The 21,787-nt window shown below is 62.7% G+C and carries 23 protein-coding genes, 1 tRNA gene and 2 pseudogenes; 13 read left to right on the forward strand and 13 right to left on the reverse strand.

The features are described 5' to 3' along the window. The first annotated feature begins 332 nt into the window (after nt 1-332). A complete protein-coding gene (locus HJC00_RS12180) occupies nt 333-1,412 on the forward strand; it encodes a YihY/virulence factor BrkB family protein (protein ID WP_210632066.1) in 1,080 nt (359 codons plus the stop codon). 133 nt (nt 1,413-1,545) lie between these two features. Then, a complete protein-coding gene (locus HJC00_RS12185; RefSeq protein WP_221147080.1) occupies nt 1,546-2,829 on the forward strand; it encodes a cystathionine gamma-synthase family protein in 1,284 nt (427 codons plus the stop codon). Nucleotides 2,830-2,876: 47 nt separating this feature from the next. Here the strand turns inward: HJC00_RS12185 and HJC00_RS12190 are convergent, their stop codons facing one another. From HJC00_RS12190 to HJC00_RS12200, 3 genes are all read right to left on the reverse strand, one after another. Then, nucleotides 2,877-3,290, reverse strand: coding sequence for a cupin domain-containing protein (locus tag HJC00_RS12190; RefSeq protein ID WP_221164088.1), 414 nt, complete (start codon nt 3,288-3,290; stop codon nt 2,877-2,879). Between the two features lie 50 nt (nt 3,291-3,340). Further along, entirely contained in the window at nt 3,341-4,105 is a 765-nt protein-coding gene (locus HJC00_RS12195) for an SDR family oxidoreductase (RefSeq protein ID WP_210632069.1), read from the reverse strand. Nucleotides 4,106-4,547: 442 nt separating this feature from the next. Then, the gene (locus HJC00_RS12200) at nt 4,548-5,009 is read right to left on the reverse strand and encodes a cupin domain-containing protein (RefSeq protein ID WP_221164089.1); all 462 of its coding nucleotides are present in this window, start codon (nt 5,007-5,009) and stop codon (nt 4,548-4,550) included. Nucleotides 5,010-5,119: 110 nt separating this feature from the next. Between HJC00_RS12200 and HJC00_RS12205 the strand changes: the two genes are divergently transcribed. Further along, nucleotides 5,120-6,067, forward strand: coding sequence for a LysR family transcriptional regulator (locus HJC00_RS12205; protein WP_221147082.1), 948 nt, complete (start codon nt 5,120-5,122; stop codon nt 6,065-6,067). Between the two features lie 59 nt (nt 6,068-6,126). Here HJC00_RS12205 and HJC00_RS12210 read toward each other — a convergent pair whose 3' ends face one another. From HJC00_RS12210 to HJC00_RS12220, 3 genes are read right to left on the reverse strand one after another with little or no spacing between them, the layout of a single operon-like run. Next, the gene (locus HJC00_RS12210; RefSeq protein WP_221164090.1) at nt 6,127-7,326 is read right to left on the reverse strand and encodes a thiolase family protein; all 1,200 of its coding nucleotides are present in this window, start codon (nt 7,324-7,326) and stop codon (nt 6,127-6,129) included. Continuing rightward, entirely contained in the window at nt 7,304-8,821 is a 1,518-nt protein-coding gene (locus tag HJC00_RS12215) for a class I adenylate-forming enzyme family protein (RefSeq protein WP_221164091.1), read from the reverse strand. Before HJC00_RS12215 ends, HJC00_RS12210 begins: the two co-directional genes overlap by 23 nt. Nucleotides 8,822-8,823: 2 nt before the next feature. Then, entirely contained in the window at nt 8,824-9,240 is a 417-nt protein-coding gene (locus HJC00_RS12220) for a thioesterase family protein (RefSeq protein ID WP_221123504.1), read from the reverse strand. A gap of 53 nt (nt 9,241-9,293) precedes the next feature. Between HJC00_RS12220 and HJC00_RS12225 the strand changes: the two genes are divergently transcribed. Then, nucleotides 9,294-10,262 (forward strand): zinc-dependent alcohol dehydrogenase family protein, encoded by a 969-nt coding sequence (locus HJC00_RS12225; RefSeq protein WP_221155255.1) that lies wholly within the window; start codon nt 9,294-9,296, stop codon nt 10,260-10,262. A gap of 147 nt (nt 10,263-10,409) precedes the next feature. On the opposite strand, the pseudogene HJC00_RS32465 reads toward HJC00_RS12225, so the two are convergent. The 3 genes and pseudogenes from HJC00_RS32465 to HJC00_RS32470 all read right to left on the reverse strand — a co-directional run. After that, nucleotides 10,410-10,681 (reverse strand): annotated as a pseudogene (locus HJC00_RS32465) (nuclear transport factor 2 family protein); the annotation flags it as partial. Between the two features lie 23 nt (nt 10,682-10,704). Beyond that, a pseudogene (locus HJC00_RS12235) lies at nt 10,705-11,076 on the reverse strand (LysR substrate-binding domain-containing protein); the annotation flags it as partial. Then, nucleotides 11,073-11,201 (reverse strand): hypothetical protein, encoded by a 129-nt coding sequence (locus HJC00_RS32470; RefSeq protein WP_259665272.1) that lies wholly within the window; start codon nt 11,199-11,201, stop codon nt 11,073-11,075. The gene HJC00_RS32470 and the pseudogene HJC00_RS12235, both read right to left, overlap by 4 nt. Before the next feature lie 679 nt (nt 11,202-11,880). Between HJC00_RS32470 and HJC00_RS12240 the strand changes: the two genes are divergently transcribed. The 3 genes from HJC00_RS12240 (at nt 11,881) to HJC00_RS12250 (ending at nt 12,759) form a co-directional block, all read left to right on the forward strand. Then, nucleotides 11,881-12,123, forward strand: coding sequence for a BON domain-containing protein (locus HJC00_RS12240; RefSeq protein WP_210632076.1), 243 nt, complete (start codon nt 11,881-11,883; stop codon nt 12,121-12,123). A gap of 273 nt (nt 12,124-12,396) precedes the next feature. Next, a tRNA-OTHER gene (locus HJC00_RS12245) sits at nt 12,397-12,504 on the forward strand. A gap of 3 nt (nt 12,505-12,507) precedes the next feature. Beyond that, nucleotides 12,508-12,759 carry a nuclear transport factor 2 family protein gene (locus HJC00_RS12250; RefSeq protein ID WP_311044175.1) on the forward strand — a complete coding sequence of 84 codons (252 nt, stop codon included), beginning with the start codon at nt 12,508-12,510 and terminating at the stop codon, nt 12,757-12,759. Here HJC00_RS12250 and HJC00_RS12255 read toward each other — a convergent pair. Then, entirely contained in the window at nt 12,756-13,646 is an 891-nt protein-coding gene (locus tag HJC00_RS12255; protein WP_221155256.1) for a LysR substrate-binding domain-containing protein, read from the reverse strand. The genes HJC00_RS12250 and HJC00_RS12255 overlap by 4 nt on opposite strands. A 105-nt stretch (nt 13,647-13,751) precedes the next feature. Between HJC00_RS12255 and HJC00_RS12260 the strand changes: the two genes are divergently transcribed. From HJC00_RS12260 to HJC00_RS12280, 5 genes are all read left to right on the forward strand, one after another. After that, entirely contained in the window at nt 13,752-14,456 is a 705-nt protein-coding gene (locus tag HJC00_RS12260) for an SDR family oxidoreductase (RefSeq protein ID WP_210632078.1), read from the forward strand. Nucleotides 14,457-14,469: 13 nt separating this feature from the next. Next, nucleotides 14,470-15,045 (forward strand): pyridoxamine 5'-phosphate oxidase family protein, encoded by a 576-nt coding sequence (locus tag HJC00_RS12265; protein WP_210632079.1) that lies wholly within the window; start codon nt 14,470-14,472, stop codon nt 15,043-15,045. Nucleotides 15,046-15,321: 276 nt separating this feature from the next. Further along, nucleotides 15,322-15,879, forward strand: a complete 558-nt coding sequence (locus HJC00_RS12270) for a DUF3299 domain-containing protein (protein WP_221147091.1) — start codon at nt 15,322-15,324, stop codon at nt 15,877-15,879. A gap of 75 nt (nt 15,880-15,954) precedes the next feature. Then, nucleotides 15,955-16,215 (forward strand): antitoxin, encoded by a 261-nt coding sequence (locus HJC00_RS12275; RefSeq protein WP_210632185.1) that lies wholly within the window; start codon nt 15,955-15,957, stop codon nt 16,213-16,215. Then, complete coding sequence (locus HJC00_RS12280) at nt 16,212-16,622, forward strand: type II toxin-antitoxin system VapC family toxin (RefSeq protein ID WP_221147092.1); 411 nt, start codon at nt 16,212-16,214, stop codon at nt 16,620-16,622. The genes HJC00_RS12275 and HJC00_RS12280 overlap by 4 nt, the downstream gene beginning before the upstream one ends. A 113-nt stretch (nt 16,623-16,735) precedes the next feature. On the opposite strand, the gene katG is transcribed toward HJC00_RS12280, so the two are convergent. Further along, a complete protein-coding gene (gene katG / locus HJC00_RS12285; RefSeq protein ID WP_221164092.1) occupies nt 16,736-18,919 on the reverse strand; it encodes a catalase/peroxidase HPI in 2,184 nt (727 codons plus the stop codon). A 144-nt stretch (nt 18,920-19,063) separates the two neighbouring features. Between katG and HJC00_RS12290 the strand changes: the two genes are divergently transcribed. After that, nucleotides 19,064-19,978, forward strand: coding sequence for a hydrogen peroxide-inducible genes activator (locus tag HJC00_RS12290; RefSeq protein ID WP_221124297.1), 915 nt, complete (start codon nt 19,064-19,066; stop codon nt 19,976-19,978). Nucleotides 19,979-20,023: 45 nt separating this feature from the next. Here the strand turns inward: HJC00_RS12290 and panB are convergent, their stop codons facing one another. Further along, complete coding sequence (gene panB / locus HJC00_RS12295; protein WP_210632084.1) at nt 20,024-20,845, reverse strand: 3-methyl-2-oxobutanoate hydroxymethyltransferase; 822 nt, start codon at nt 20,843-20,845, stop codon at nt 20,024-20,026. Beyond that, nucleotides 20,842-21,768: a pantoate--beta-alanine ligase gene (panC, locus tag HJC00_RS12300; protein ID WP_221164093.1), complete on the reverse strand. Its 927-nt coding sequence runs from the start codon at nt 21,766-21,768 to the stop codon at nt 20,842-20,844. Before panC ends, panB begins: the two co-directional genes overlap by 4 nt. Between the last annotated feature and the right edge of the window lie 19 nt (nt 21,769-21,787).

Consider the following 21,787-nt stretch of genomic DNA (forward strand, 5'->3'; position numbering starts at 1 on the left):
GGCGCCGGATTTAAACGGTGGCAGGCGGAATTCAGGTCTGCGGCGTGTCAATTCGCCGTCCCCAAGGTCTTAAAATCGCCGCTACTGGGCGCGCGCGAAATCATCCGTACCGCACTAACGAAACTAAACTCGCGATTCGCTTCCGTAGTGGAGCGCGGTTCCAATAAGATCAGTGGCTTGTAGGTCGCGAGGCTGGCGCCGGATCTTCGCTCAAGCGCGCCATTGGCCGCCGCGATCCCCCTCCCCCGCCCCGGGTTTCCGCAGGAAAGCATCAGCTTGCATCCTTTAGCGGCACCCGGCGTTATCCCCGAAGCAAATCGGAGGATAGGGTAATGGCTGATGGGCTCCACCTCAAGAGATATCCGCTCGCTGCGGCGATGATGGTGGCTGCGGTCGGGGCGTTCGTGCTGGTTCAGACAAGGCAGCGCGGTTCGCTCACCCCGCCTGCGGCCGCCGGCTGGTCGGGTGATGATCATGGGCGCAGCGCGGCGACGCCGGAGGCTATTCCGATGAGCGGTCTTCGCGATGTGTTCTGGCGCCTCTTCCATGAGGTCCTTGACGACCGGGTCACCCTCATTGCCGCGGGCGTCACCTTCTATCTGCTCCTGGCCCTGTTTCCTGCTCTGGCGGCCTTGGTCTCGCTGTACGGCCTGATCGCCGATCCCGTCACCATCTCCGAACATCTGCGCGAACTGGCTGTCCTCCTGCCGCCCGGCGCCTTCGATCTGCTTGCCGATCAGATCAAGGCGCTGGTCGAAAACCGCGAGAGCACGCTCGGCATAACCTTTTTCGTCGGTCTCGGTATTGCGCTCTGGAGCACCCATAGTGGCACGCTGGCGATCTTCGACGCGATGAACGTCGCCTATGAGGAGAGGGAGAAACGCAGCCTCGTGCGGCTGAACCTGATCGGCCTCTGCTTCACGCTATGCGCGATGCTCTTCGCCGTCATCATGGTGGTGCTCGTCGGTGTAATGCCGGTCGTGCTCTCCTATCTCTGGCTCGATCAGTTCAAGGAGCAGATGGCGCTTCTCCTGAGATGGCCGCTGCTTCTCTCCGTCGTCGCCGTGGCCGTGACACTGGTCTATCGCTTCGGTCCGAGCCGCGAACCGGCGAGAATACGGTGGATGACCTGGGGCGCAGCCTTGACCGCCGCGGCCTGGGCCGCCATGTCGCTCGGCTTCTCCTTCTATCTCGAGCATTTCGCCAATTACAACGCGACCTACGGCACCCTCGGCGCACTGATCGGGTTCCTCATCTGGATCTGGCTTTCCGTCGTCATTCTCATCGTCGGCGCGGAGCTCAATGCCGAGCTGGAGCATCAGACGGCGCGGGACACGACGACGGGCCACCCGTTGCCGATGGGCGCGCGCGGCGCCTATGTCGCCGATACCCTGGGCGAGATCGTGAGCTGAGCGTCTGAGCATGAGGCGAAAAGCGTGAGCGGTTTTTCGGACATCATGCTCCCCTGTTAATAGAGCAGTCTCGATGACTGCTCCTCGAATTGATGTATCCTGTCCTTCGGCAGGTTCGACAGAGGAGACGATCATGACCGCCCCGCATCCTTCCAAAACCCATATCGGCAATCATGCGCTGCATCCCGAAACGCAGATGCTGAACTACGGCTACGATCCCGAGCTTTCGGAAGGGGCAGTCAAGCCGCCGGTGTTCCTGACCTCGACCTTCGTCTTCAACTCCGCCGAAGATGGCAAGGATTTCTTCGACTATGTCTCCGGCCGTCGCGAGCCGCCGGCAGGCAAGGGCGCCGGCCTCGTCTATTCGCGCTTCAATCATCCCAACAGCGAGATCGTCGAAGACAGGCTCGCCGTTTATGAGCGGACGGAAAGCGGCGCGCTATTTTCCTCGGGCATGGCGGCGATCGCCACCACGCTCTTCGCCTTCGTCCGGCCGGGCGATGCGATCCTGCATTCGCAGCCGCTCTATGGCGGCACGGAAACCTTGCTGGCGAAGACCTTCCTCAATTTCGGGGTCGCCGCGGTTGGCTTTGCCGATGGCGTCAGCGAGGCCTCGGTGCAGAAGGCGGCGGATGAGGCGGTCGGCAAGGGCCGCGTGTCCGTGATCCTGATCGAGACGCCGGCCAATCCGACAAACAGCCTCGTCGACGTCGCGATGATCCGGCGCGTGGCTGATGCGATCGGCGCAAGGCAGGGGCATGTGCCGGTCGTCGTCTGCGACAACACGCTGCTCGGGCCGGTCTTCCAGCGGCCGATCGAGCATGGCGCCGATATCTCTCTCTATTCGCTGACCAAATATGTCGGCGGCCATTCTGATCTGATTGCCGGCGCCGTCCTCGGGCGGAAGGCTGTCATCAAGCAGGTCAAGGCGCTGCGCGGGGCGATCGGCACGCAGCTCGATCCGCATTCCTGCTGGATGCTCGGCCGATCGCTGGAAACGCTGCAACTGCGCATGGAGCGGGCGAACAGCAATGCGCGCGCCGTCGCCGATTTCCTGCGTGATCACCCGAAGGTCGAGAAGGTCCACTATCTCCCCTACCACGATACAGACTCGCCTGCGGGCCGCACCTTCGCCGCCCAGTGCACCGGCGCCGGCTCGACCTTCTCCTTCGATATCCGCGGCGGCCAGCCGGCCTCTTTCAAATTCCTGAACGCGCTGCAGGTCTTCAAGCTCGCCGTCAGCCTCGGCGGCACCGAGTCGCTCGCGAGCCACCCCGCCGCCATGACGCATTCCGGCGTGCCCGCCGATGTCAGGGAGCGCATCGGCGTGCTGGAATCGACAATCCGGCTGTCGATCGGCATCGAGCATCCGGACGATCTGATCGCCGATCTGGAATTGGCGCTGCAGGCTGTTTGACACGGCGGCGCAACCGATGCCCGGCGGCGCCGGGCATCGGTTGCGCGTTATTTGTCGTCGGTCGTCAGTTCCGTCTCGTCGGTGTTGAGCACGAACACCGCAATCAGGCGCGCCGGCTTTGTCTTGCTGGCGTTCTTGCTGACGGCGTGGTGATCGCCGGGAAATTCGGGAAAGCTCTCGCCGGCCTTGTAGGTCTTCTCCGGCCCGTCATTCACCTTGCTGGTGATCGCCCCTTCGAGAACGGTGGCGTATATGAAGGCCGACTTCGGGTGCGTATGGCCGGGCGACTGGCCCCCCGGCTCATATTCCACCAGCACGGCCTTCATGCTCTTGCCGGGAACATTGGGCAGCTTCTGCTCAAAGACGACGGTCACCTTGGCTTTGCCGCCAGCGGCGTCAGCCTGAGTGCCGGCGGCAAGGACAAGCGCAATGGCCGCGGCCGAGATGATTTTCCTGAGCATGTCTGGTCTCCTCCGATGATGGGAATAGCTCGACAGGTGACGCTTCGCCGTCAGGCGCTCTTCTTCTGAAGCAACTGTTGGCTCAGCCAGTCGTCGAAGCGGATCTTGCCGAGCCGGGCATTCGGACCGGTGACGAGCGAAGTGTCGTCGAGTTCGACGCCGAAATAGCGGGCGTGCGGATCCGTCATCACCTGCCGCGGATCGTGCGTCGCCTTGAAGAGACGCGTCACGATATCGGTCAGGCGGATCTTCTCGGGCCCGCCGATCTCGATCGTGCCGTTGACCGGTGCAGCGAGCGCCACCTCCGCCATGACGTCGGCGACATCGTCCGAGGCGATCGGCTGCAGATAGGCCGGCGACAGATGCACGGTCTGGCCGACCGTGTTCGACTGGGCGATGCCGGCCATGAACTCATGAAACTGGGTGGAGTGGACGATGGTGTAGGGAATGCCGGAGCCCTTGATCAGCTGCTCCTGGGCCATCTTGGCGCGCATGTAACCGCTGCCCTGCAGCCGCTCCATGCCGACGATCGACAGCGCGATGTGATGCTTCACGCCGGCCGCAGCCCCCGCCTTCAGCAGGTTACGGCCCGAGGTCTGGAAGAATTCGAGCACGGCCTTGTCTTCGAAGGAAGGCGAGTTGGCGAGATCGAGCACCACCTGCGCCCCGGCAAGCGCTTCGGCGACGCCCTTGCCGGTGATCGTGTCGACGCCCGAATTCGGCGAGGCCGCCAAAACGTCATGTCCTTTCTTGCGCAATCTTTCCACGGTCTTCGAGCCGATGAGGCCAGTGCCGCCGATAACGACGATTTTCATGGTAATCTCCCTGGTCCTTTACGAGGAATGTCCTCTGTTGATTTTAAGATGAGCTGCAAACTGCCTCTTCAGTAGGGCAGGCGACTTGATCGGCATGAGAACAATCGCCGAGCGGATTCCCGGCGCGGCCGACCACAGCCGACGGCAGGAGAATGCGCCGGATCGGGGGCTCGAACCATTCTCTCTCGGTCGCTGCCGTCCTATGCCAAGGCAGTAGCGCACCTCACCTGTGGTCGAGGTGTCCCGTCGGAACAGACAAGGCTGGTTTCATCCGGTATCGGCCGGACGTGCCGTCGGTGCAGATAACCGAAACTGAGGAATGTCATCACGATCGCGCAAGCCGCCTTCGATTCCGTCGCGACGGAGACGAAGGCGCTCAAGCGCTGGGTTCGTACCAGGGGTCGGAGAGGCACTTTGCAATCGTTGATGAAGGGCGCCGTCGTCAGGACGCCCGGGCGGTGTCCCAGTCCGGCGGCCCGCGAAATTCGATACCGTAGCGTCCCGCAAGCTGCAGCAACCGATCCATGTGTTCCGGTAGGCGCGGAGCCTGCACAGCGGCCTCGATGAAGAATTCTTCCAGCCCGCCCGGTGTCAGGACGGTGAGGTTGCGTCCCGGAGACGCGCTCGCCACCCGAAAAGTATGCGGCACGCCTCGTGGCAGGAAGATTGATCTGCTCGCGGCAACCGGGATGATCGCGCCGTTCAGCCAGAATTCATAGGCGCCCTCGATGACGTGGATCACCTCATCCTCATTGTGATGCATGTGGACGGGCGGCCCCCCGCCCGCCGGCACGGTGCTTTCGAAAACTCCGACAATTCCGCCGCTCTCAATCCTTCCCACATTGATGGTGTAGGCGGTGCCCAGCCAGGTTATGGTCCGACTGATGCGCCCAGCGACGTTCATCGCAATTTCCTTCCAAGGTTGAATGGAATAGAGTTTTATACTGCTGTCCAAAACTATCGCCGGAAGCGGCAGCGCGGAAATTGAATGATCGTATAAGGGATATTGAGCCCGTGAATTTCTCAGCCCTCGATCTCAATCTATTGCGTGTATTCGACGCCATGATGGCGGAGCTCTCGACGGTGCGAGCTGGCGAGCGTGTCGGCTTGTCCCAGCCGGCCGTGAGTTCGGCGTTGGGCAGACTGCGCGCCCTCTTGGACGACGAATTGTTCGTCCGGGAAGGCAATCAGATGATGCCGACAGCGCGGGCGCTTGAGCTGCGTGAACCGATAAGACAAGCATTGGCCGGCATGGAAGAGGCGTTGGCGACGAATGCTGCATTCGACCCTGCCACGTCTACCCGATCCTTCATGTTGATCGGATCGGACTATTTTTCCTCGCTGTTGATGCCGCCCCTCGCTGCGCGCGTCGCCAAAGCGGCGCCGTCCACCACCCTGCAGATGATCGATCATGCTTCATCCGAAGTCTTCGAGATGTTGCGTGACGGCCGAGCTGACATTGTTATTGATCGATCGCTCGAACCGCCTGAATGGGTTGTCAGCCGCAAGATGTTCCAATCATGGTTGGTATGCATTGCGAAGCGAGGACATCCGCTCCTTGCCAATCATGGCATTTGTCCAGGAGAAGTCATACCGGCGGACGTATTCTGCGCTGTTCCCCACGTTCTGCGCTCCGCCGATGGCAGCAAGACGGGGACGATTGATCCCGCCCTTGCACGCCTGGGCCTTGCCAGGCGTGTCATGGTCACGGTACCGCATTTCCAGGCGGTCGCTCTTACCGTCGAAGCGAGCGAAATGCTGGGGAGCATTCCGGTTCATTTCGCTCGCATGTTGACCGGCCGGCTGATGCTTGATGTGTTCATGCCTCCGGTGGATTCGCCGAAAATGGACGTGACCATGTATTGGCTTCGTCGTTTCGATCGCGATCCCGGCAGTGTGTGGCTCCGGGATCAGATCGCGCAGGCCCTCGCCGCGCCGGCGCCGCCTTGGTTTCCGATATGACCGAGCCAGATCAGAAGAGGATCGAAGCCGGCAGCGCACCTGCCTGAATGGCTGTCTTCTCAGAATAGCCTGACCGCCTCGAACAGCGCCGTCAGTCCTATGCCGCCGCCGATGCCGATCATGGCGAGACCGGTCGCGCCGAGCGACCAGTCATTCCCGCGCACCAGCTGACTATATAGCCGGCTAACAAGAATCGCGCCAGAGGCTCCGAACGGATGGCCGAGCGCCAGGGCGCCGCCATCCTTGTTGACCGCGTCGGCTGATATATCCAGCTGATCGAGTGAAGCCAGGACCTGCGCGGCGAAAGCCTCGTTGAATTCGATCGCATCGATCGTGGAAAGCGAGAAGCCGGGCTGGCGCTGCAGAAGCTTATCCGTCGAGGCGACCGGGCCGATGCCGAGCAGGTTAGGGTCGACGCCGGCGGCGGCGCTGTCGATGAAGGCGAGGCCTTTTTCGATGCCCATGCTTTTCGCCATGCCGCGGTTCATGACGAGCACCAGGCAGGCGCCGTCATTCAGCGGGCAGGCATTGCCTGCCGTCACCGAACCGTCGGCCAGGAAGACGGGCCGGAGTTTTGCCAGTGCTTCAATCGACGTCGTGGGTCGCGGGCATTCGTCCCGTTCCACCAGTCCGTGGCCGGTGGCGATCTCTACGATCTCGGGCCGGAAGCGGCCCGCTTCGGCGGCTGCGACGGCGAGCCTGTGGCTGCGAAGGGCGAATTCATCCTGCCGCTGGCGCGATATGCCGAATTGGCACGCGACGTTTTCGGCGGCAATGCCCATTTCGGGATCACCGATCGCCTCGGGGGAGAAGCGTGCGCGGCCGTAAAAGCGCGGCAGGGCGCCATTGGCTTTCGGTCTTTCGACGCGCCATGGCGCGGTGCTGACGCTTTCGACGCCCCCGGCAAGGAAACACGAACCGGCCTTCGCCTGGATCAGCCGGGCGGCCAGGATGATCGCTTCCAGACCGGAACCACATTGCCGGTCGATGGCGACACCGGGAACCTCCATGGGCAGGCCTGCGTTGAGCGCCGCCAGTCGGCCGATATTGCCGCCGCCGCCGGTGGCATTGCCGACCAGCACGTCGTCGATGGCGTCGGGCGCAACGCCCGTTTCTGCAAGGATGCGGCGGATGATGGGCGCAGCCAAGTCTTCGGCTGCAACCGTCGAAAGCGAGCCGAAGGCCCGGCCGATCGGCGTGCGGTAGGCGGCGACCACGACCGGCTGCCAATCCTCGTCAGGCTGATAGGCGTAGGACAAGACCATCTCCCGAAATCACCGATGCCTCTACCTGCCCGCGCGCGATCTTGCCGCTGCTCGTCATCGGCCAAGAGCCGATATGGTAGAACTGCTTGGGGACCTTGAACCTTGCAAGCCTGCCTGCGCAATGCTCGGCAAGCATTTTCGCATCCGTCGCCTCGCCCGAGACGATGGCGACGATCCTTTGGCCGTAATAGGCATCCGGCAACCCGAAGACGACGGCATCTTCGACGCCGGGGCAGGTTTTGAGCGCGCTCTCGACTTCGGCGGGATAGACGTTGTTGCCGCCCGATATCATCATGCCGCCCGCCCGGCCGATCACCCGCAGCATGCCGTTTTCATCGATCTCGCCGAGATCGCCGACGGTAGCACCCGCCGGCGTGACCCGGAACGCCTGGCCGTCGTCGCCCCAGAGATAGCCGTCGGCGATCAGGTCGCTGTTGACGAAGATGGTGCCGGGCACATCGGCGCCGACATCGTTTTCCCCAGAGTCGCGGATGGAAATTTCGACGCCGGGATAGGCTCGTCCGACCCGGTCGATCGGAAAATCGGGTACGCCGCCGACAAGTGTCGAGACCGTCATGAAGCCGATTTCGGATGCGCCGTAATATTCCCGGATGCGCGCCTTCGGAAAGAGGCGGCGCATGGATTCGACCTCGCTGAGATTGAGCTTGGCGCCGGCCGTCAGCACGTCACGCAAGGACGCCATCGGCTCACCCGCCCATGCCCGGGCGATGCCCGCTATATGGGTGGGCACGGCGACCAGACGTTCGATCCCGGAAGACAGAATCTTCGCGACCGCTCCGGCATCCCATTTCCCCACCGAATGGAAGGTCGCTCCGGCATCGAGCGCCTCGACCAGGGCATAAAGCGCGAGCCCGTGCGCGAGAGCTCCCGGGCACAGGGTCGAGGGCGCGTCCTGGAGTTCGAAAACGATCCGTCCCCGGTCGAGGCTCCGGCGCCACTGTTCGCGCGAGCGGTAATAGGCCTTCGGCTCGGCTGTCGTACCCGAGGTAAAACCGATCAGGAAGATGCCGTCGGCATCGGCTGGAAGGTCGTCTCCCGTCGATGTGAGATCGAAGGGCTCGGCTCCGGCGACGATGACGGGAATGCCGAGCCTGCGGCCGATCTCGGCGCTCGGGCTCGCAGCGTCGTCGACGACGAGCACGTCGGGCGCCAGGCGCTCGACGATACGCTCGATTCTGTCTTCCGGCATCACCGGATCGATGACGGCGCAGGCATTCGCCAGCGCGGTGGAGGCGACGAAATACTCGGCAAAGCCGATGTGATTGCCGAGGCTGACCGCTACAAGCTTCTCGACGCCGGGCAGATCGAATGAACGGCCGTTCGAGCGCGGAAGCGCTTGGAGGAACCGGTAGATCGCGCCGGCGCGGCCATAGAGTTCGCCATAGCTCAAGGCGCGGCCGTCGATCACGACCGCCGCCTTCTCCGGTTTCTCCGTGGCGTGTCGAATAAGCGCTCTATGGATCGGCATGGTCAGCCCTGCGACAAGGCGGCCCTGGTGGCCTCGGGGATCGGCGTCGGGCGGCTGTCGGAAAGGCCGACGCAGACCCAGACGAGTCCGCCCGAGGCGCAATGGGCGCCATCGCGCTGGCGATAGAGCTCGATCGTAAAGGAGAGGCTCGACCGCCCGATCTTCTCGACCCTGACCTTCGCCTCGACGACGTCGTCGACATCGATCGGATTGTGAAAGGTGATCTCCGCCTTCTTGACGTGATAGGCCACGCCCGAGGTGGTGTGGCGGAAGTGGGTGAGGATCTCGCGGTGGCGCAGGAATTCGACGACCGCATCCTCGCAATAGTCGAGATAAACCGAGTTGTGGACATGACCATAAATGTCGATGTCTCGCATCGAGACCCGGAACGATGCTAAAGGCCTGTCGTCAACGCTCATTCGATCACCGAAATTTCGACGGCGTGTTCTAACCGACTGTGTGGGGGATGCAAATGCAATATCAGGCGGTCGTGCGAAAATTCGGGCCGGCCGAGGAGGTCGTCGGGATCGAACGCGCCGAACTGGCGCCGCTCTCGCGTGACCAGGTGAGGCTGCGCCTGCTGGCACGATCGATCAATCCCTCAGATATCATCACCATCTCGGGCGCCTATGCCGGCCGAACAACACTGCCCTTCATTCCGGGTTTTGAAGCCTTTGGCGTGGTGGAAGAATGCGGCGCAGAGGTGCACGGACTTGTGCCGGGGACGCGCGTCCTGCCGGTGCGCACTGCCGGCGGCTGGCAGGAATTCAAGGACACCGACCCAAGCTGGTGCCTTCGCGTTCCCGACGCGATTTCCGATCTCGAGGCGGCGACGAGCTACGTCAACCCGATGACGGCCTGGCTGATGCTGCACAAGAAAATCGGACTGAGACCCGGCATGCGCATCGCCATCAATGCCGCGGCGTCTTCGATCGGGTCCATCCTGATCGGCATGGCAAACGCGGTTGGCGTCGAGCCGATCGCAATCGTCCGCAGCGAAGAGTCCCTCTCGCGCCTCAGCGGCCGGCTGGAGGCAGTTATTGTCGACCGGTCGGACGGTGATCTCGCCGCCGGCCTCGCGGGCCGGCACGGGCTCGATGCGGTGCTCGACTGCGTCGGTGGCGCACGCGCCTTAATCCTCGCCGATGCGCTGCGGCCCGGCGGGCATTTCCTGCATTACGGCCTGCTGTCGGGGGAGAGCATCCCACCCTCCTTCTGGGCCCCCCATCTCGATATCGCCTTTTCCTTCTGCCACCTGCGCGAATGGGTCCATTCCGAAGCGATGGAAGACGTCCAGCGCGCATATGCCGAAGTGGCCGCGCAGATCACGGCCAAGGTCATCGCCACCGAAGTGCGACAGGTGTTTCCACTGGAAAAGATCGGCGAGGCGCTGCGTACCGCCCTGCCCTTCCGCACGGGCGGGAAGGTGCTGCTGGCGTGATGGCAAGCTGCGCTCTCACCGCACCGGTTGAAACTGATGCCGCTCCGGAGATGCAGGCATGCCCCGTTGGCCCTCGAGGACCGCGGCGTTCCGGCGAATGCGACTTTCCAGGGCCGCGATTCCTTTTGAGTGCGTCATACCCGTCCGTCAGGAGACTTCCTGGATGTCGAAGCGAATGATCTTGCCGTCCCTGAGGTGGAAGACATGTCCAACCATCTTGTCCTGCAGAAGTGCGCCCTGGAGATCCCGCACCAACTGGCGGACATCTGCAACGATGGCGCCGTCAGAAGTCCTGTGAAAGCTTGCAGGTTCCACGTGGGATCAATCATCGCCCATTGGCGGGTCCAGTAGGCGCGAACGGCCTCGCGCCCATGAACGTGGCCGCCCTCCATGCCGTTGGCCCATGCGACGTCGTCGGTAAATGCGTTTCAACTTTTCGATTTCAGCGTCCACGGTCCTCTCCCCGGACTTCCTGCGACGCAACCGACGGCAGCGACAACTGCATCGTACACCAGGCCCAGACCGCGTCGACAGCCTTGCGCGGCGATGATGAGCGTTTGCGCAACAGATAGTAATCGGGTCCCATGGTTGCCGTCGCATCCGTCACCTGCACCAGCCGCCCTGTTGCGAGATCGGCAGCGACGAACGCCCGGCAAACCAGCACGACACCCTGGCCGGCGAGAGCGGCATCCAGCGCCAGTGTCGTATGGTTGAATGCTGCACGGGGCAGCTTTTCACGCGAGCGCAGGAATGCCGGCCAATGATCGTGCGAGTCGTGCAGAAGCGGCAGCTTGCGAAGCTCTTCGCCGGTCAAAGAGTGAATTCCACCGTGTCAAAGCTTTCGACCGCACTCCAGCCGGGCCAGTAGTCGTCTTTCAAAGGAATACCGTCCGAATTGATGCACTGCTTTTGGCCTGCATCGGCCACGTTGGGCGTCATGTCATACGCCTCGCTTGAGGTGATCCCTAATCGATTGAAACAGCAGCGCTGAGGTATGTTCAAACGGCCGCATTCACCTTTTGGTGGTGAAGCCAATCCCTTTTGCAGGATGTGCGCACTGGAATTTTTACATCAATCTTCCCTTGTGACCGGGAGGGACGAAATGGCAAGCAATTACCGTTTGCAAGCGAATGATACCACTTGGGCCGTAATCGACGAAGCGACTGGTGCACCGGCCCGATTGGACGGCATACCCCTCGTAAGAATGGAGGCCACGGAAGCCCGACATATGCTTTGTATACTTGATGGCATTGATCGGATCAGGACCACCTCGAAGTGGTGGGCGGAGCTCTCTAAAGAGCGGGCAAAGATGACAACCTTTCCGGGCGCTGTGCAGGCGGTGGAATTCAAGCCTCTTCGGCCGTTTAGCTCGAGCAAATGAACTTGGAACAATGAAGAGTTTCGCTAGAACAGACAGGCTTATGGCCATCAAGCTCTCGTGAGCAGCCAGCCATATTGTCGCCCATGATCGCCGCGAGCCGGTCGCTCCAGTCAGGTCCCCGAAGGCCGAGACCACAGGACCGATAAGACTTCCGGTCATGGCTTCTGGGACCTAAGTCCCGGCTCCGAACCAAATTGGCCTCGCGCTGTTTCCTTCGTATCACCAAGGAGGACTGCCATGACCTTTGAGCCGGAAAGCCTAGCCTACGATCAGCTTGCGAGCGTGCAGGCCGCGGTATCCGCGGAGCCAGAACTAGAAAGCTCGTCCATCTCTGTAAGCATGGTGGGCAGAAGCGTCCTGTTGGAGGGCTATGTGGCCGGTTATGGTGATCGGGAGAAGGTGACGGCGATCGCCGCCTTGATCGCGGGCCCGGAGAACGTGCACGACAGGATGCAGGACCGTGAAGAGATAAATGGATAACACCGCAACAGGGGCGAGCTTACCCAACCATAATGAAGTCTTCAAGGTTGTTTCTGAATGCGAAGAGCGCGCACACTGAAGGCAGCGCTCTTAAAGTTTGCCTCGAACTGCACGGCCCATGATCACTATCGGCGTGCCGCCGTTCTTTACGGAGGTTGAATTGTATGTTGGCGTGGTTCGATAGCCGGGGGTGATATGGGCAGAAAGCCCACACCATCTTGGCAGCAGAATATCCCTTTAGGAACAATCGCAAGGCGAGGTAGTTAATGCTTAGTCGGGCGTAAGGGTAATTGGAGCGCGGCGCTCTCCCCATCCCTCGGGTATGCGAGGTTGCTTCCAGCTTTCGAGCTGTGACGCGGGGTTCGAATCCCTGCCCCGACAACCATATTCGATACAATCGAACAAAGTCTGCGATTTCTCGTCGGCTCCTTCAACGCCCAGTCGAAGGCTAAGATCGTCCGCAGCGCTGCCGATGGCGATCTCGCCTGGCCGCATGTGCATGCGACGAACGGCGCGGCCGATCGCGGCCAGGCGATCGTCGATATCTTCCGCGTCAGGGACGGCAAGATCGTCGAGCATGGGAATGTGATCCAGCCCGTTCCGAGCGAGTCGGCCAACAAGAACACCATGTTCTAAGCCGCGTCGATCAGGGGCGGCGACAGCCGCGTTGCACACCAGTCCCAGACGGCGTCCACGGCCTTTCTCGGCGATGAGGAGCGTTTGCGCACCAGGTAGTAATCGGGTCCCATGGTTGCCGTCGCATCGGTCACCTGCACCAGCCGCCCTGTTTCGAGATCGGTTGCGACGAACGCCCGGCAAACCAGCACGACGCCCTGGCCGGCGAGTGCGGCATCCAGCGCCAGTGTCGTATGGTTGAATGCTGCACCGGGCAGCTTCTCACGCGAGTGCAGGAATGCCGGCCATTGATCGTGCGAGTCATGCAGAAGCGGCAGTTTGCGAAGCTCTTCGCCGCTCAAGGGTAAGATCAGGCCTTCGACCAGATGCGGGCTTGCGACCGCCACAAGTTCCTGGCGGAACAGCAACTGTGCCTGCAGGTTCGCCGGAAAAGGCGGGCGGGTGAGGCGTACTGCGATATCTACCTGGTCGCGGTCGAAATCCGACAGCGCCTCGGTGGCGACCGTCCTCAGATCGATGTCGGGAAGGGCCGCGTAGAGCTCGGCGAGCCGCGGGATCAACAGCCTGGTGGCGACCGTGGGGGTGGCGCTGATCGTCACCATTTCCGGCCGGTCGAGAAGCCGCCCGGTTGCCTCCGCGAGCGTATCGAAGGCGCGGGTCACATCCGCCAGATAGGCCGTGCCATAGGCAGTGAGCGCAAGGCCGCGGGCAAGGCGTAGAAACAACCTGAGGCCGAGCTGCTCTTCCAGCGCGCGAACCTGCTGCGCGACCGCCCCTTGCGTGACACCGAGCTCCTCGGCGGCGGCGCGGAAATTCAGTCGGCGGCCCGAGGCCTCGAAGGCGCGCAGGGCATTCAGAGGCGGCAGCGTGCGGCGGGATTGGGTCATCGGCATATCCAGGAGATTTTCTACAGTCTGGCACCTTTCTTTCTCGCGCGAAAGTCCCGTCGGCATCTGCCATAATGCTCGCAATATCAGCTATCGGAGGTCTCAATGTCTGAAGGAAAAGTCGCTCTCATCACTGCAGGCGGGTCCGGCATGGGGGCTGCGGCTGCCCGGAGGCTCGCCGCGGACGGCTATCGCGTCGCCGTGCTCTCCTCCTCCGGCAAGGGAGAGGCGCTGGCAAAGGAACTCGGCGGCGTCGGTGTCACCGGCTCGAACCAGTCGAACGACGATGTGAAGCGGCTCGTGGATCTGGCGATGGAGCGGTGGGACCGTATCGACGCGCTGGTCAATTCCGCCGGCCACGGCCCACGTGCGCCGATCCTCGAAATCTCCGACGAGGACTGGCACAAGGGCATCGAGGTCTATTTCCTTAGCGCCGTGCGGCCGATCCGGCTGGTGACGCCGATCATGGAAGCGCAGGGCGGCGGCGCGATCGTGAATATCTCCACGGCATGGGCCTTCGAACCCTCTGCGATGTTCCCCACCTCGGCGGTCGCGCGGGCGGGCCTGGCGAGCTTCACTAAGATCTTCGCGGACACCTATGCGGCCAAGAACATCCGCATGAACAACGTCCTGCCGGGCTGGATCGACAGCCTGCCGGCCACCGACGAGAGACGCGACAGCGTTCCGATGGGCCGCTACGGCACGAGCGAGGAAATTGCGGCGACGATCGCCTTCCTCCTGTCGGATGGGGCCGGCTACATCACCGGCCAGAACATTCGCGTCGACGGCGGCATCGCCCGTTCCGTCTGAGCGAGGCCTGGCGGTGGATCTCATAGACATCGATGCCTCGGCATGGGCGGAGCTCGAAACGGCTGCGGCGGGTCCGCAGTCGGGTTTCCGCTATGTGAACCTCTGCTCCGTGGGCGCCGAGGGCAGACCGCAGGCGCGCATGGTGGTGCTGCGGGCGGCCGATAGAGCGAGGCGCAGCCTTGAATTCCACACCGATACGCGAAGCCCGAAATGGCTGGAGCTTTCGGCAAATCCCGACGTTACGGTGCTCGGCTTCTGCCCGCAGGCCCGGCTGCAGTTACGGCTCCAAGGCACCGTCGAACGCCACGGCCCCGGAAGCGAACGCGCCGACGCGGCTTGGGAAAACCTGCCCAACCGGACGCGGATGACTTATATCGGTGGGCCGCCGGGAGATGAACGAGCCTTCGAAACCGTGGCCGAATTGCCGGAGCCTCGCGGCGAAGTGGAGGGGAAGGCTCGCTTTGGCGTCCTGAGTTTTCGCGCGCGGATGCTGGACTGGTTTCAATTGCGTCAGCAGGACAACCGAAGAGCCCTGTTCAGCTATGACGAAACCGGCGCGCTCACCCATAGGCGATGGGTCAATCCTTGAGCCTAAATTACGGTGCGAATCCTCGTCAAGTGCATGACATGAATAGGATGGCAGCCTATTCTCGGATACACGAAATATTGCAGCGGCTGTGCGTGCGTGTCCCGCCGGGCTTGCGGAGGTCGCCTCGCTGCTGCCGATCGCCGCCGAGCTGCTCGGCCAGCATTCGCGGACGGCCAATACGCATAGGGAGCTCGGCTGATGGACCCGCGAGCGGGATCGGGAGTAGCATCCGTGCGGCAGTGGCAGGCGGTCAAGCGACCGGCCCGGGGAAATGCGATGATGAAGCTTAGACCTTTTTTCCTGACGTTCGCGATGCTGGCATTCGGCTTGGCATGGCCGGTTTCCGACACCTTCGCTGCAGCGCAGCCCATTTTCTGGAGTGCTTTGCGGCCGGCCGATCAGGCCAAGGCGACAGTGCCGCTGTCGGGCAAGGCGGTCAGCGGTCCGCAGGGCGAAACGCTAGCCTGGCATGATGAGGAGCATCCGGTCGACTTGACGGGCTTCGTCCTGCCGATCGACCAGGACGGCGACCTTGTCTACGAATTCATGCTGGTGCCCTGGGCTGGAGCCTGCAGCCACATGCCCTCCCCGCCGCCCAACCAGTTGGTGCGCGTCGTTCCGCAGGAACCTCTGCATCTCGAAAGAATGTACGAGACCGTGACCGTGACGGGCAGCCTGCGGCCTGGCCTGGATCAGGCGCAGTTCTTCATGATCGACGGCGTCCGCATCCTTGCCTACGGCTACAGCATCAGCCATGCCGAGGTGGGGAAAGCGACGGCGACTGATGATCCCGATCTGCTGACGCTCTCGCCGTTCGGCATTCTGCCTCGTTAATGGAAAGGCTTCTTGCAGAAACGGCGCGTGCCTCGTATATACATGTTTATATATACAGACTGTGGAGAGTTCTCTATGCCGCAATATGCACGCGTGTTTCAATCCGGCAATTCGCAGGCCGTGCGGCTGCCGAAGGAGTTCCGTTTCGATGTGGAACAAGTGGAAGTGACGCGGGAAGGCGATGCCGTCATTCTCCGGCCGCGGGTCGATAGCCGCGTGCAGTGGGCGTCGTTGCGAAACGCTCTTGAACGCGGGCTCAGCGACGATTTCATGGCACAAGGGCGAGAACAGCCGGAGGATCAGGAGAGGCCTGGTCTTCAGGGCCTGTTCAAGTGATTACGCATCTGATCGACACCAATGCCGTGATTGCCTTGATCGGTCGCAAGTCCGACATGCTGCTCTCCCGCGTGATGGAGAGCGACGAGGGATCGATCGGCCTCTCCACCGTGGTCATGCACGAACTCTATTACGGCGCCTACAAGAGCGCTAAAATTTCCTACAATCTCGAAACCCTGCGCCTGTTCATGGCGGATTTCCCAGCCGTCGGTTTCGAGCGCGAGGATGCGCTGGCAGCCGGGGAGATCCGCGCCGCATTGGCGGCCAAGGGAAAGCCGATCGGTCCCTACGATGTGCTGATTGCCGCGCAAGCCAGGAGCCGCGATCTGGCTCTCGTCACCAACAATGTCGGGGAATTCCAGCGCGTCGAAGGCTTGTGCGTCGAGGATTGGACGGTCGGGCGGTAGTCCAAGAGAGCTTCAGCGGCGTTTCGGCGTGTTCTTCGAGACTCCGCCTCGCGCCTGTTCTGGATGATGTGGACAAGGCGTGCCACACGGCACGCCTTGGGCATGCCTGCCGATCAGACGAGATCGAAGCGATCGGCGTTCATGACCTTGTTCCAGGCGGCGACGAAGTCCTTGACGAACTTTTCTTTGGCGTCGGCCTGGCCGTAGACTTCGGCGAAGGCGCGCAGCTGCGAGTGCGAGCCGAAGATCAGGTCGACGCGGGTGCCGGTCCACTTGGCGGCACCCGTCTTGCGGTCGCGCCCTTCATAAATGCCGTCCTCGCCGGCGGGAACCCATTGCGTCGCCATGTCGAGCAGGTTGACGAAGAAGTCGTTCGTCAGCGTCTCGGGCCGCGACGTGAAGACGCCGTGCTCGGGGTTGCCGGCCCTCAGCACGCGCAGGCCGCCGACGAGGACCGTCATCTCGGGCCCGGTCAGCGTCAAGAGCTGAGCGCGGTCGACAAGCGCTTCTTCCGGCTTCATGAACTGCAGACGCTTGCCGTTCACATAGTTGCGGAAGCCGTCGATGCGCGGCTCGAGTGCGGCGAAGGAATGTGCGTCGGTCTGAGCGTCGGACGCATCCATGCGGCCCGGCGTGAAGGGCACGCTGATGGTGTTGCCGCCGGCAGCTGCCGCCTTCTCGACGCCGGCCGCACCGGCGAGCACGATCAGGTCGGCGAGCGAGATCTTCTTACCGCCCGTCTGGGCGGCGTTGAAGTCTTTCTGGATGCCTTCGAGAACGCCGAGCACCTTGGCGAGCTGGGCCGGCTGGTTGGCTTCCCAGTCCTTCTGCGGAGCAAGGCGGATGCGCGCGCCATTGGCGCCGCCGCGCTTGTCGGAGCCGCGGAAGGTCGAAGCCGAGGCCCAGGCGGTCGAGACCAGTTCCTGTACGGAAAGGCCTGTGGCGAGAACCTTTGCCTTGAGTTCGGCAATGTCCTTGCCGTCGACGAGGGGATGGTCGACGGCCGGGATCACGTCCTGCCAGATCAAGTCTTCGGCCGGAACCTCCGGGCCGAGGTAGCGCACCTTCGGCCCCATGTCGCGGTGGGTCAGCTTGAACCAGGCGCGGGCGAAAGCGTCGGCGAACTCACCGGGATTTTCGAGGAACCGGCGCGAGATCTTCTCATAGATCGGGTCGAAACGCAGCGAGAGATCGGTGGTCAGCATGGTCGGAACATGCTTCTTGCCCGGCTCATAAGCATCCGGAATGGAGGCTTCGGCGTTCTTGGCCCGCCACTGATGGGCGCCGGCAGGGCTCTTCGTCAGCTCCCACTCGTGGGCGAAGAGGTTTTCGAAGAAATAGTTGCTCCACCTGGTCGGCGTCTGCGACCAGGTGACTTCGAGGCCGGCGGTGATCGCGTCTTTGCCGACGCCGGTGCCGAACGAGCTCTTCCAGCCGAGGCCCTGGTCCTCGATCGCGCCGCCTTCCGGCTCGGCGCCGATGAAGGACGGGTCGCCCGCGCCATGGGTCTTGCCGAAAGTGTGGCCGCCGGCGATCAACGCCACGGTTTCTTCGTCGTTCATTGCCATGCGGGCGAAGGTTTCACGGATGTCCCGGGCCGCCGCGACCGGATCGGGATTGCCGTTCGGGCCTTCCGGGTTGACATAGATGAGGCCCATCTGAACGGCGCCGAGCGGTTCCGCCAGCTGGCGTTCGCCGCTGTAGCGCTCGTCGCCGAGCCAGGTGCCCTCAGGACCCCAGTAGAGCTCTTCCGGTTCCCAGACGTCGGCGCGGCCGCCGGCGAAGCCGAAGGTCTTGAAGCCCATGGATTCGAGCGCGACGTTGCCGGTCAGGATCAGGAGGTCGGCCCAGGAGATGCGGTTGCCGTATTTCTGCTTGATCGGCCACAGCAGGCGGCGAGCCTTGTCGAGGTTGGCGTTGTCAGGCCAGGAATTCAGCGGTGCGAAACGCTGCTGGCCCTGGCCGGCGCCGCCGCGGCCGTCGGTGATGCGGTAGGTGCCGGCGCTGTGCCAGGCCATGCGGATGAAGAGGCCGCCATAATGGCCGAAGTCGGCCGGCCACCAGTCCTGCGAATCCGTCATCAGCGCGTGAAGATCCTGCTTCAGCGCGTCGAGATCGAGCTTCTTGAACTCCTCGGCATAATCGAACTCCTTGCCCATAGGGTCGGCGCGGCCGGAATTGTGATGAAGAATCTGCACGTTCAGCTGGTTCGGCCACCAGTCACGGTTGGCGCGGCCGCGGGGCGTATTGCCATGGGCCACAGGGCATTTGCCTGTGCTGTCAGTGGGGTTGTCCATGATCGTCTCCTTCATTGCTTGATCTGTCTGCGGTTCAAAAAGATGAGCCGAGCTGACGCCCCACTCTCTCCCTTGCAGTCTTCATATCGGAAGCGTTCAATAATTTTAAGTTGGATTTACTGATTGCCGCGATAAGCTGAGGTTATGAAGAAACTTACCCTGAAACAGCTGCGTTATTTTGAAGCCCTGGCGCGGGATGGCCGCTTCCGCCGCGCCGCCGACGCCTGCGCCATCTCTCAGCCGGCGCTCTCCATGCAGATCAAAGAACTCGAGCAGGAATTGGGCGGCGAACTCTTCGAGCGAAGCGCGCGCGAGGTCAAGCTTACCCCATTCGGCCAGAGCTTTGCCCTAAGGGTCCGCGACATCCTGCGCGCCGTCGATGAGCTAGGGGAATTCGCCCGCGCTTCGCGCGAATCCTTCCTCACGCGTCTTCGCATCGGCATCATCCCGACGATCGCGCCCTATCTGCTGCCGGCAATTATAAACGATCTCAACGAAACCTTCGCCGGAATTCAGATCGAGGTGCGCGAGACGCAGACAGGCAAGCTGGTTCATGAACTGGCGCAGGGCCAGCTCGATATGGCGATCGTGGCGCTGCCGGTGTCGGAACCCTCGCTCACCGAACTCGAGCTTTTCAGGGAGGAGTTCGTGCTGGTCAGGCGGCAGGAGGACGGAGACAAGCCGGTGCCCGAGCGCGAGGCGCTGCGCGAAATGCGGCTGCTGCTGCTCGAAGAGGGCCACTGCTTCCGCGATCAAGCGCTGTCCTTCTGCAAGGTGGGCCCTGCCCGTCCTCGGGAGATCATGGAAGGCAGCTCGCTCTCCACTCTCGTCCAGATGGTCGGCGCCGGCATCGGCGTGACACTGATCCCGGAGATGGCCGTTCCCGTCGAAACACGCTCGGCCCATGTCTCGATCTCCCGCTTCCCCTCGCCACAGCCCTCGCGAACGATCGGCATGGTCTGGCGCAATTCGACACCGATGGCCAAGCAGTTGCAGGAGGTCGCCGACGCGGTGCGCCGCTCAGCCGAGACGATGCGGGAGCAGCATATGGGCGGGTGACGGACGATGGCTGCCAGTTGAGTGCCAAAGACCCCTGCCCTCGCCTCAGCTGCGGCGCTTGAACGTATGTTCGGCTGCCGGAAATTTGCGCGCGCGCACCTCCTCGGCATAAGAGGCGGCGGCGTCAGCGACCCTCTTGCCGAGTTCATCGTAGCGCTTGACGAAACGCGGCCTGAAGTCATTGAAGAGGCCGAGAATATCGTCGGAGACCAGGATCTGGCCATCGCAGGCGGACGAGGCGCCGATGCCGATGGTCGGTATGTGGATCGAGGTCGTCATCTCGCGGGCGAGCGGCTCCACCGTGCCTTCGACAACAACGGCGAACGCGCCGGAGCCGCCGATCGCATGCGCGTCGCGGCGGATCTTGGAGGTCTCGTGTTCGGAATGGCCAACGGAGCGATAGCCGCCTGCAGTGTGAACGAGCTGCGGCATCAGGCCGATGTGGCCGAGCACGGGAATGCCTCGCTTGGTCAGGAAGGCGATTGTTTCGGCCATCTCCTCGCCGCCTTCGAGCTTGACGGCGTCGCAGCCGGTTTCCTGCATGATGCGCACGGCATTGCGGAAGGCGACCTCCTTGGATTCCTGATAGCTGCCGAACGGCATGTCGACGACGACGCAGGCATTGGCGACGCCCCGCATCACCGCCTTGCCATGGGCGATCATCATGTCGAGCGTCACGCCGATCGTAGTCTCCATGCCGTAGAGCACCATGCCGAGCGAGTCTCCGACCAGCAGCAGGTCGCAATGCTCGTCGAGAAGGCGCGCCATCGGCGTCGTATAGGCGGTGAGGCAGACGATCGGCTTACCGCCCTTCATGGCTGCGATCCGCGTCGGCGTCAGGCGCTTCTGAGATCCGGTGGCGCTCATTTCGTCACTCCCTTCCCCGGCTGGCCGCTCACTCGGTTGTCCCGGATCATTTTGCTGTTCCCGCTTGCCGGGCTGCTGTTGTCTCCGACAACTCTGTTGTCGAGAAGCCGCGTCGTGCCGATTCGCACGAAGAGCGCCACGACGATGGGGTCTTCGAGCGAAGCGACCGGTGCCAGCGTTACCGCATCCCTGACGGCGACGACTTCGACCCTTGCCAGAGGCTCGCGGCCGATGAAGGCGGTGAGTTTCGCCTCAAGTTCTTTCGCATCCGTCAGGCCTTCGGCGATGAGCCGCTCGGCCTCGTCGAGCGCCTGCGGAACGATCACTGCCGCGCGCCGCTCATCGGGGCTGAGATAGACATTGCGCGAGGACAAGGCGAGGCCGTCGCTGTCGCGCACCGTCGGCACCGAGATCACCCGCACCGGCACGGCGAGATCTTCCACCATGCGCTTGATGATGACGACCTGCTGGTAGTCCTTCTCGCCGAAATAGGCAGTCTGCGGCTGGACGATGTTGAAAAGCTTGGTGACGACGGTGGCCACTCCGGCAAAATGGCCGGGCCTGACCGCGCCTTCGAGTTCGCGGCCGAGATCGGGAACGTCGACCACCGTCATCATCGGGCGGGGATACATGTCCTCGACGCCCGGCGCGAAGAGGAAATTCACACCGGCCTGCTTGAGCATGTCGCCATCGCGCTCGAGATCGCGCGGATATTTGCCGAGGTCTTCGGCCGGGCCGAACTGCAGCGGATTGACGAAAATCGAGACGACGACGAGGTTGTTCTCTGCCCGGGCGCGGGTGACGAGCTTGAGATGTCCGGCGTGGAGATAGCCCATGGTCGGAACGAGGCCGACGGTGCGCCCCTGCCGCTTCAGCGCATCGAGCGTGTGGCGCAGCTCTTCAATATTCGAGAAAACCCGCATACATCCTCCCCGCGGCCGG

This window comes from Rhizobium sp. NLR22b, from assembly GCF_019685295.1.
Taxonomy (GTDB): Bacteria; Pseudomonadota; Alphaproteobacteria; order Rhizobiales; family Rhizobiaceae; genus Rhizobium.

Bases quoted from the DNA above. Each gene is read 5' to 3' on its own strand.
- HJC00_RS12180 (WP_210632066.1), top strand. From the start codon at position 333: ATGGCTGATGGGCTCCACCTCAAGAGATATCCGCTCGCTGCGGCGATG.
- HJC00_RS12185 (WP_221147080.1), top strand. From the start codon at position 1,546: ATGACCGCCCCGCATCCTTCCAAAACCCATATCGGCAATCATGCGCTG.
- HJC00_RS12190 (WP_221164088.1), bottom strand. From the start codon at position 3,290: ATGCTCAGGAAAATCATCTCGGCCGCGGCCATTGCGCTTGTCCTTGCC.
- HJC00_RS12195 (WP_210632069.1), bottom strand. From the start codon at position 4,105: ATGAAAATCGTCGTTATCGGCGGCACTGGCCTCATCGGCTCGAAGACC.
- HJC00_RS12200 (WP_221164089.1), bottom strand. From the start codon at position 5,009: ATGAACGTCGCTGGGCGCATCAGTCGGACCATAACCTGGCTGGGCACC.
- HJC00_RS12215 (WP_221164091.1), bottom strand. From the start codon at position 8,821: ATGCCGATCCATAGAGCGCTTATTCGACACGCCACGGAGAAACCGGAG.
- HJC00_RS12220 (WP_221123504.1), bottom strand. From the start codon at position 9,240: ATGAGCGTTGACGACAGGCCTTTAGCATCGTTCCGGGTCTCGATGCGA.
- HJC00_RS12225 (WP_221155255.1), top strand. From the start codon at position 9,294: ATGCAATATCAGGCGGTCGTGCGAAAATTCGGGCCGGCCGAGGAGGTC.
- HJC00_RS32470 (WP_259665272.1), bottom strand. From the start codon at position 11,201: ATGACGCCCAACGTGGCCGATGCAGGCCAAAAGCAGTGCATCAATTCG.
- HJC00_RS12240 (WP_210632076.1), top strand. From the start codon at position 11,881: ATGACCTTTGAGCCGGAAAGCCTAGCCTACGATCAGCTTGCGAGCGTG.
- HJC00_RS12255 (WP_221155256.1), bottom strand. From the start codon at position 13,646: ATGACCCAATCCCGCCGCACGCTGCCGCCTCTGAATGCCCTGCGCGCC.
- HJC00_RS12260 (WP_210632078.1), top strand. From the start codon at position 13,752: ATGTCTGAAGGAAAAGTCGCTCTCATCACTGCAGGCGGGTCCGGCATG.
- HJC00_RS12270 (WP_221147091.1), top strand. From the start codon at position 15,322: ATGATGAAGCTTAGACCTTTTTTCCTGACGTTCGCGATGCTGGCATTC.
- HJC00_RS12275 (WP_210632185.1), top strand. From the start codon at position 15,955: ATGCCGCAATATGCACGCGTGTTTCAATCCGGCAATTCGCAGGCCGTG.
- katG (WP_221164092.1), bottom strand. From the start codon at position 18,919: ATGGACAACCCCACTGACAGCACAGGCAAATGCCCTGTGGCCCATGGC.
- HJC00_RS12290 (WP_221124297.1), top strand. From the start codon at position 19,064: ATGAAGAAACTTACCCTGAAACAGCTGCGTTATTTTGAAGCCCTGGCG.
- panB (WP_210632084.1), bottom strand. From the start codon at position 20,845: ATGAGCGCCACCGGATCTCAGAAGCGCCTGACGCCGACGCGGATCGCA.
- panC (WP_221164093.1), bottom strand. From the start codon at position 21,768: ATGCGGGTTTTCTCGAATATTGAAGAGCTGCGCCACACGCTCGATGCG.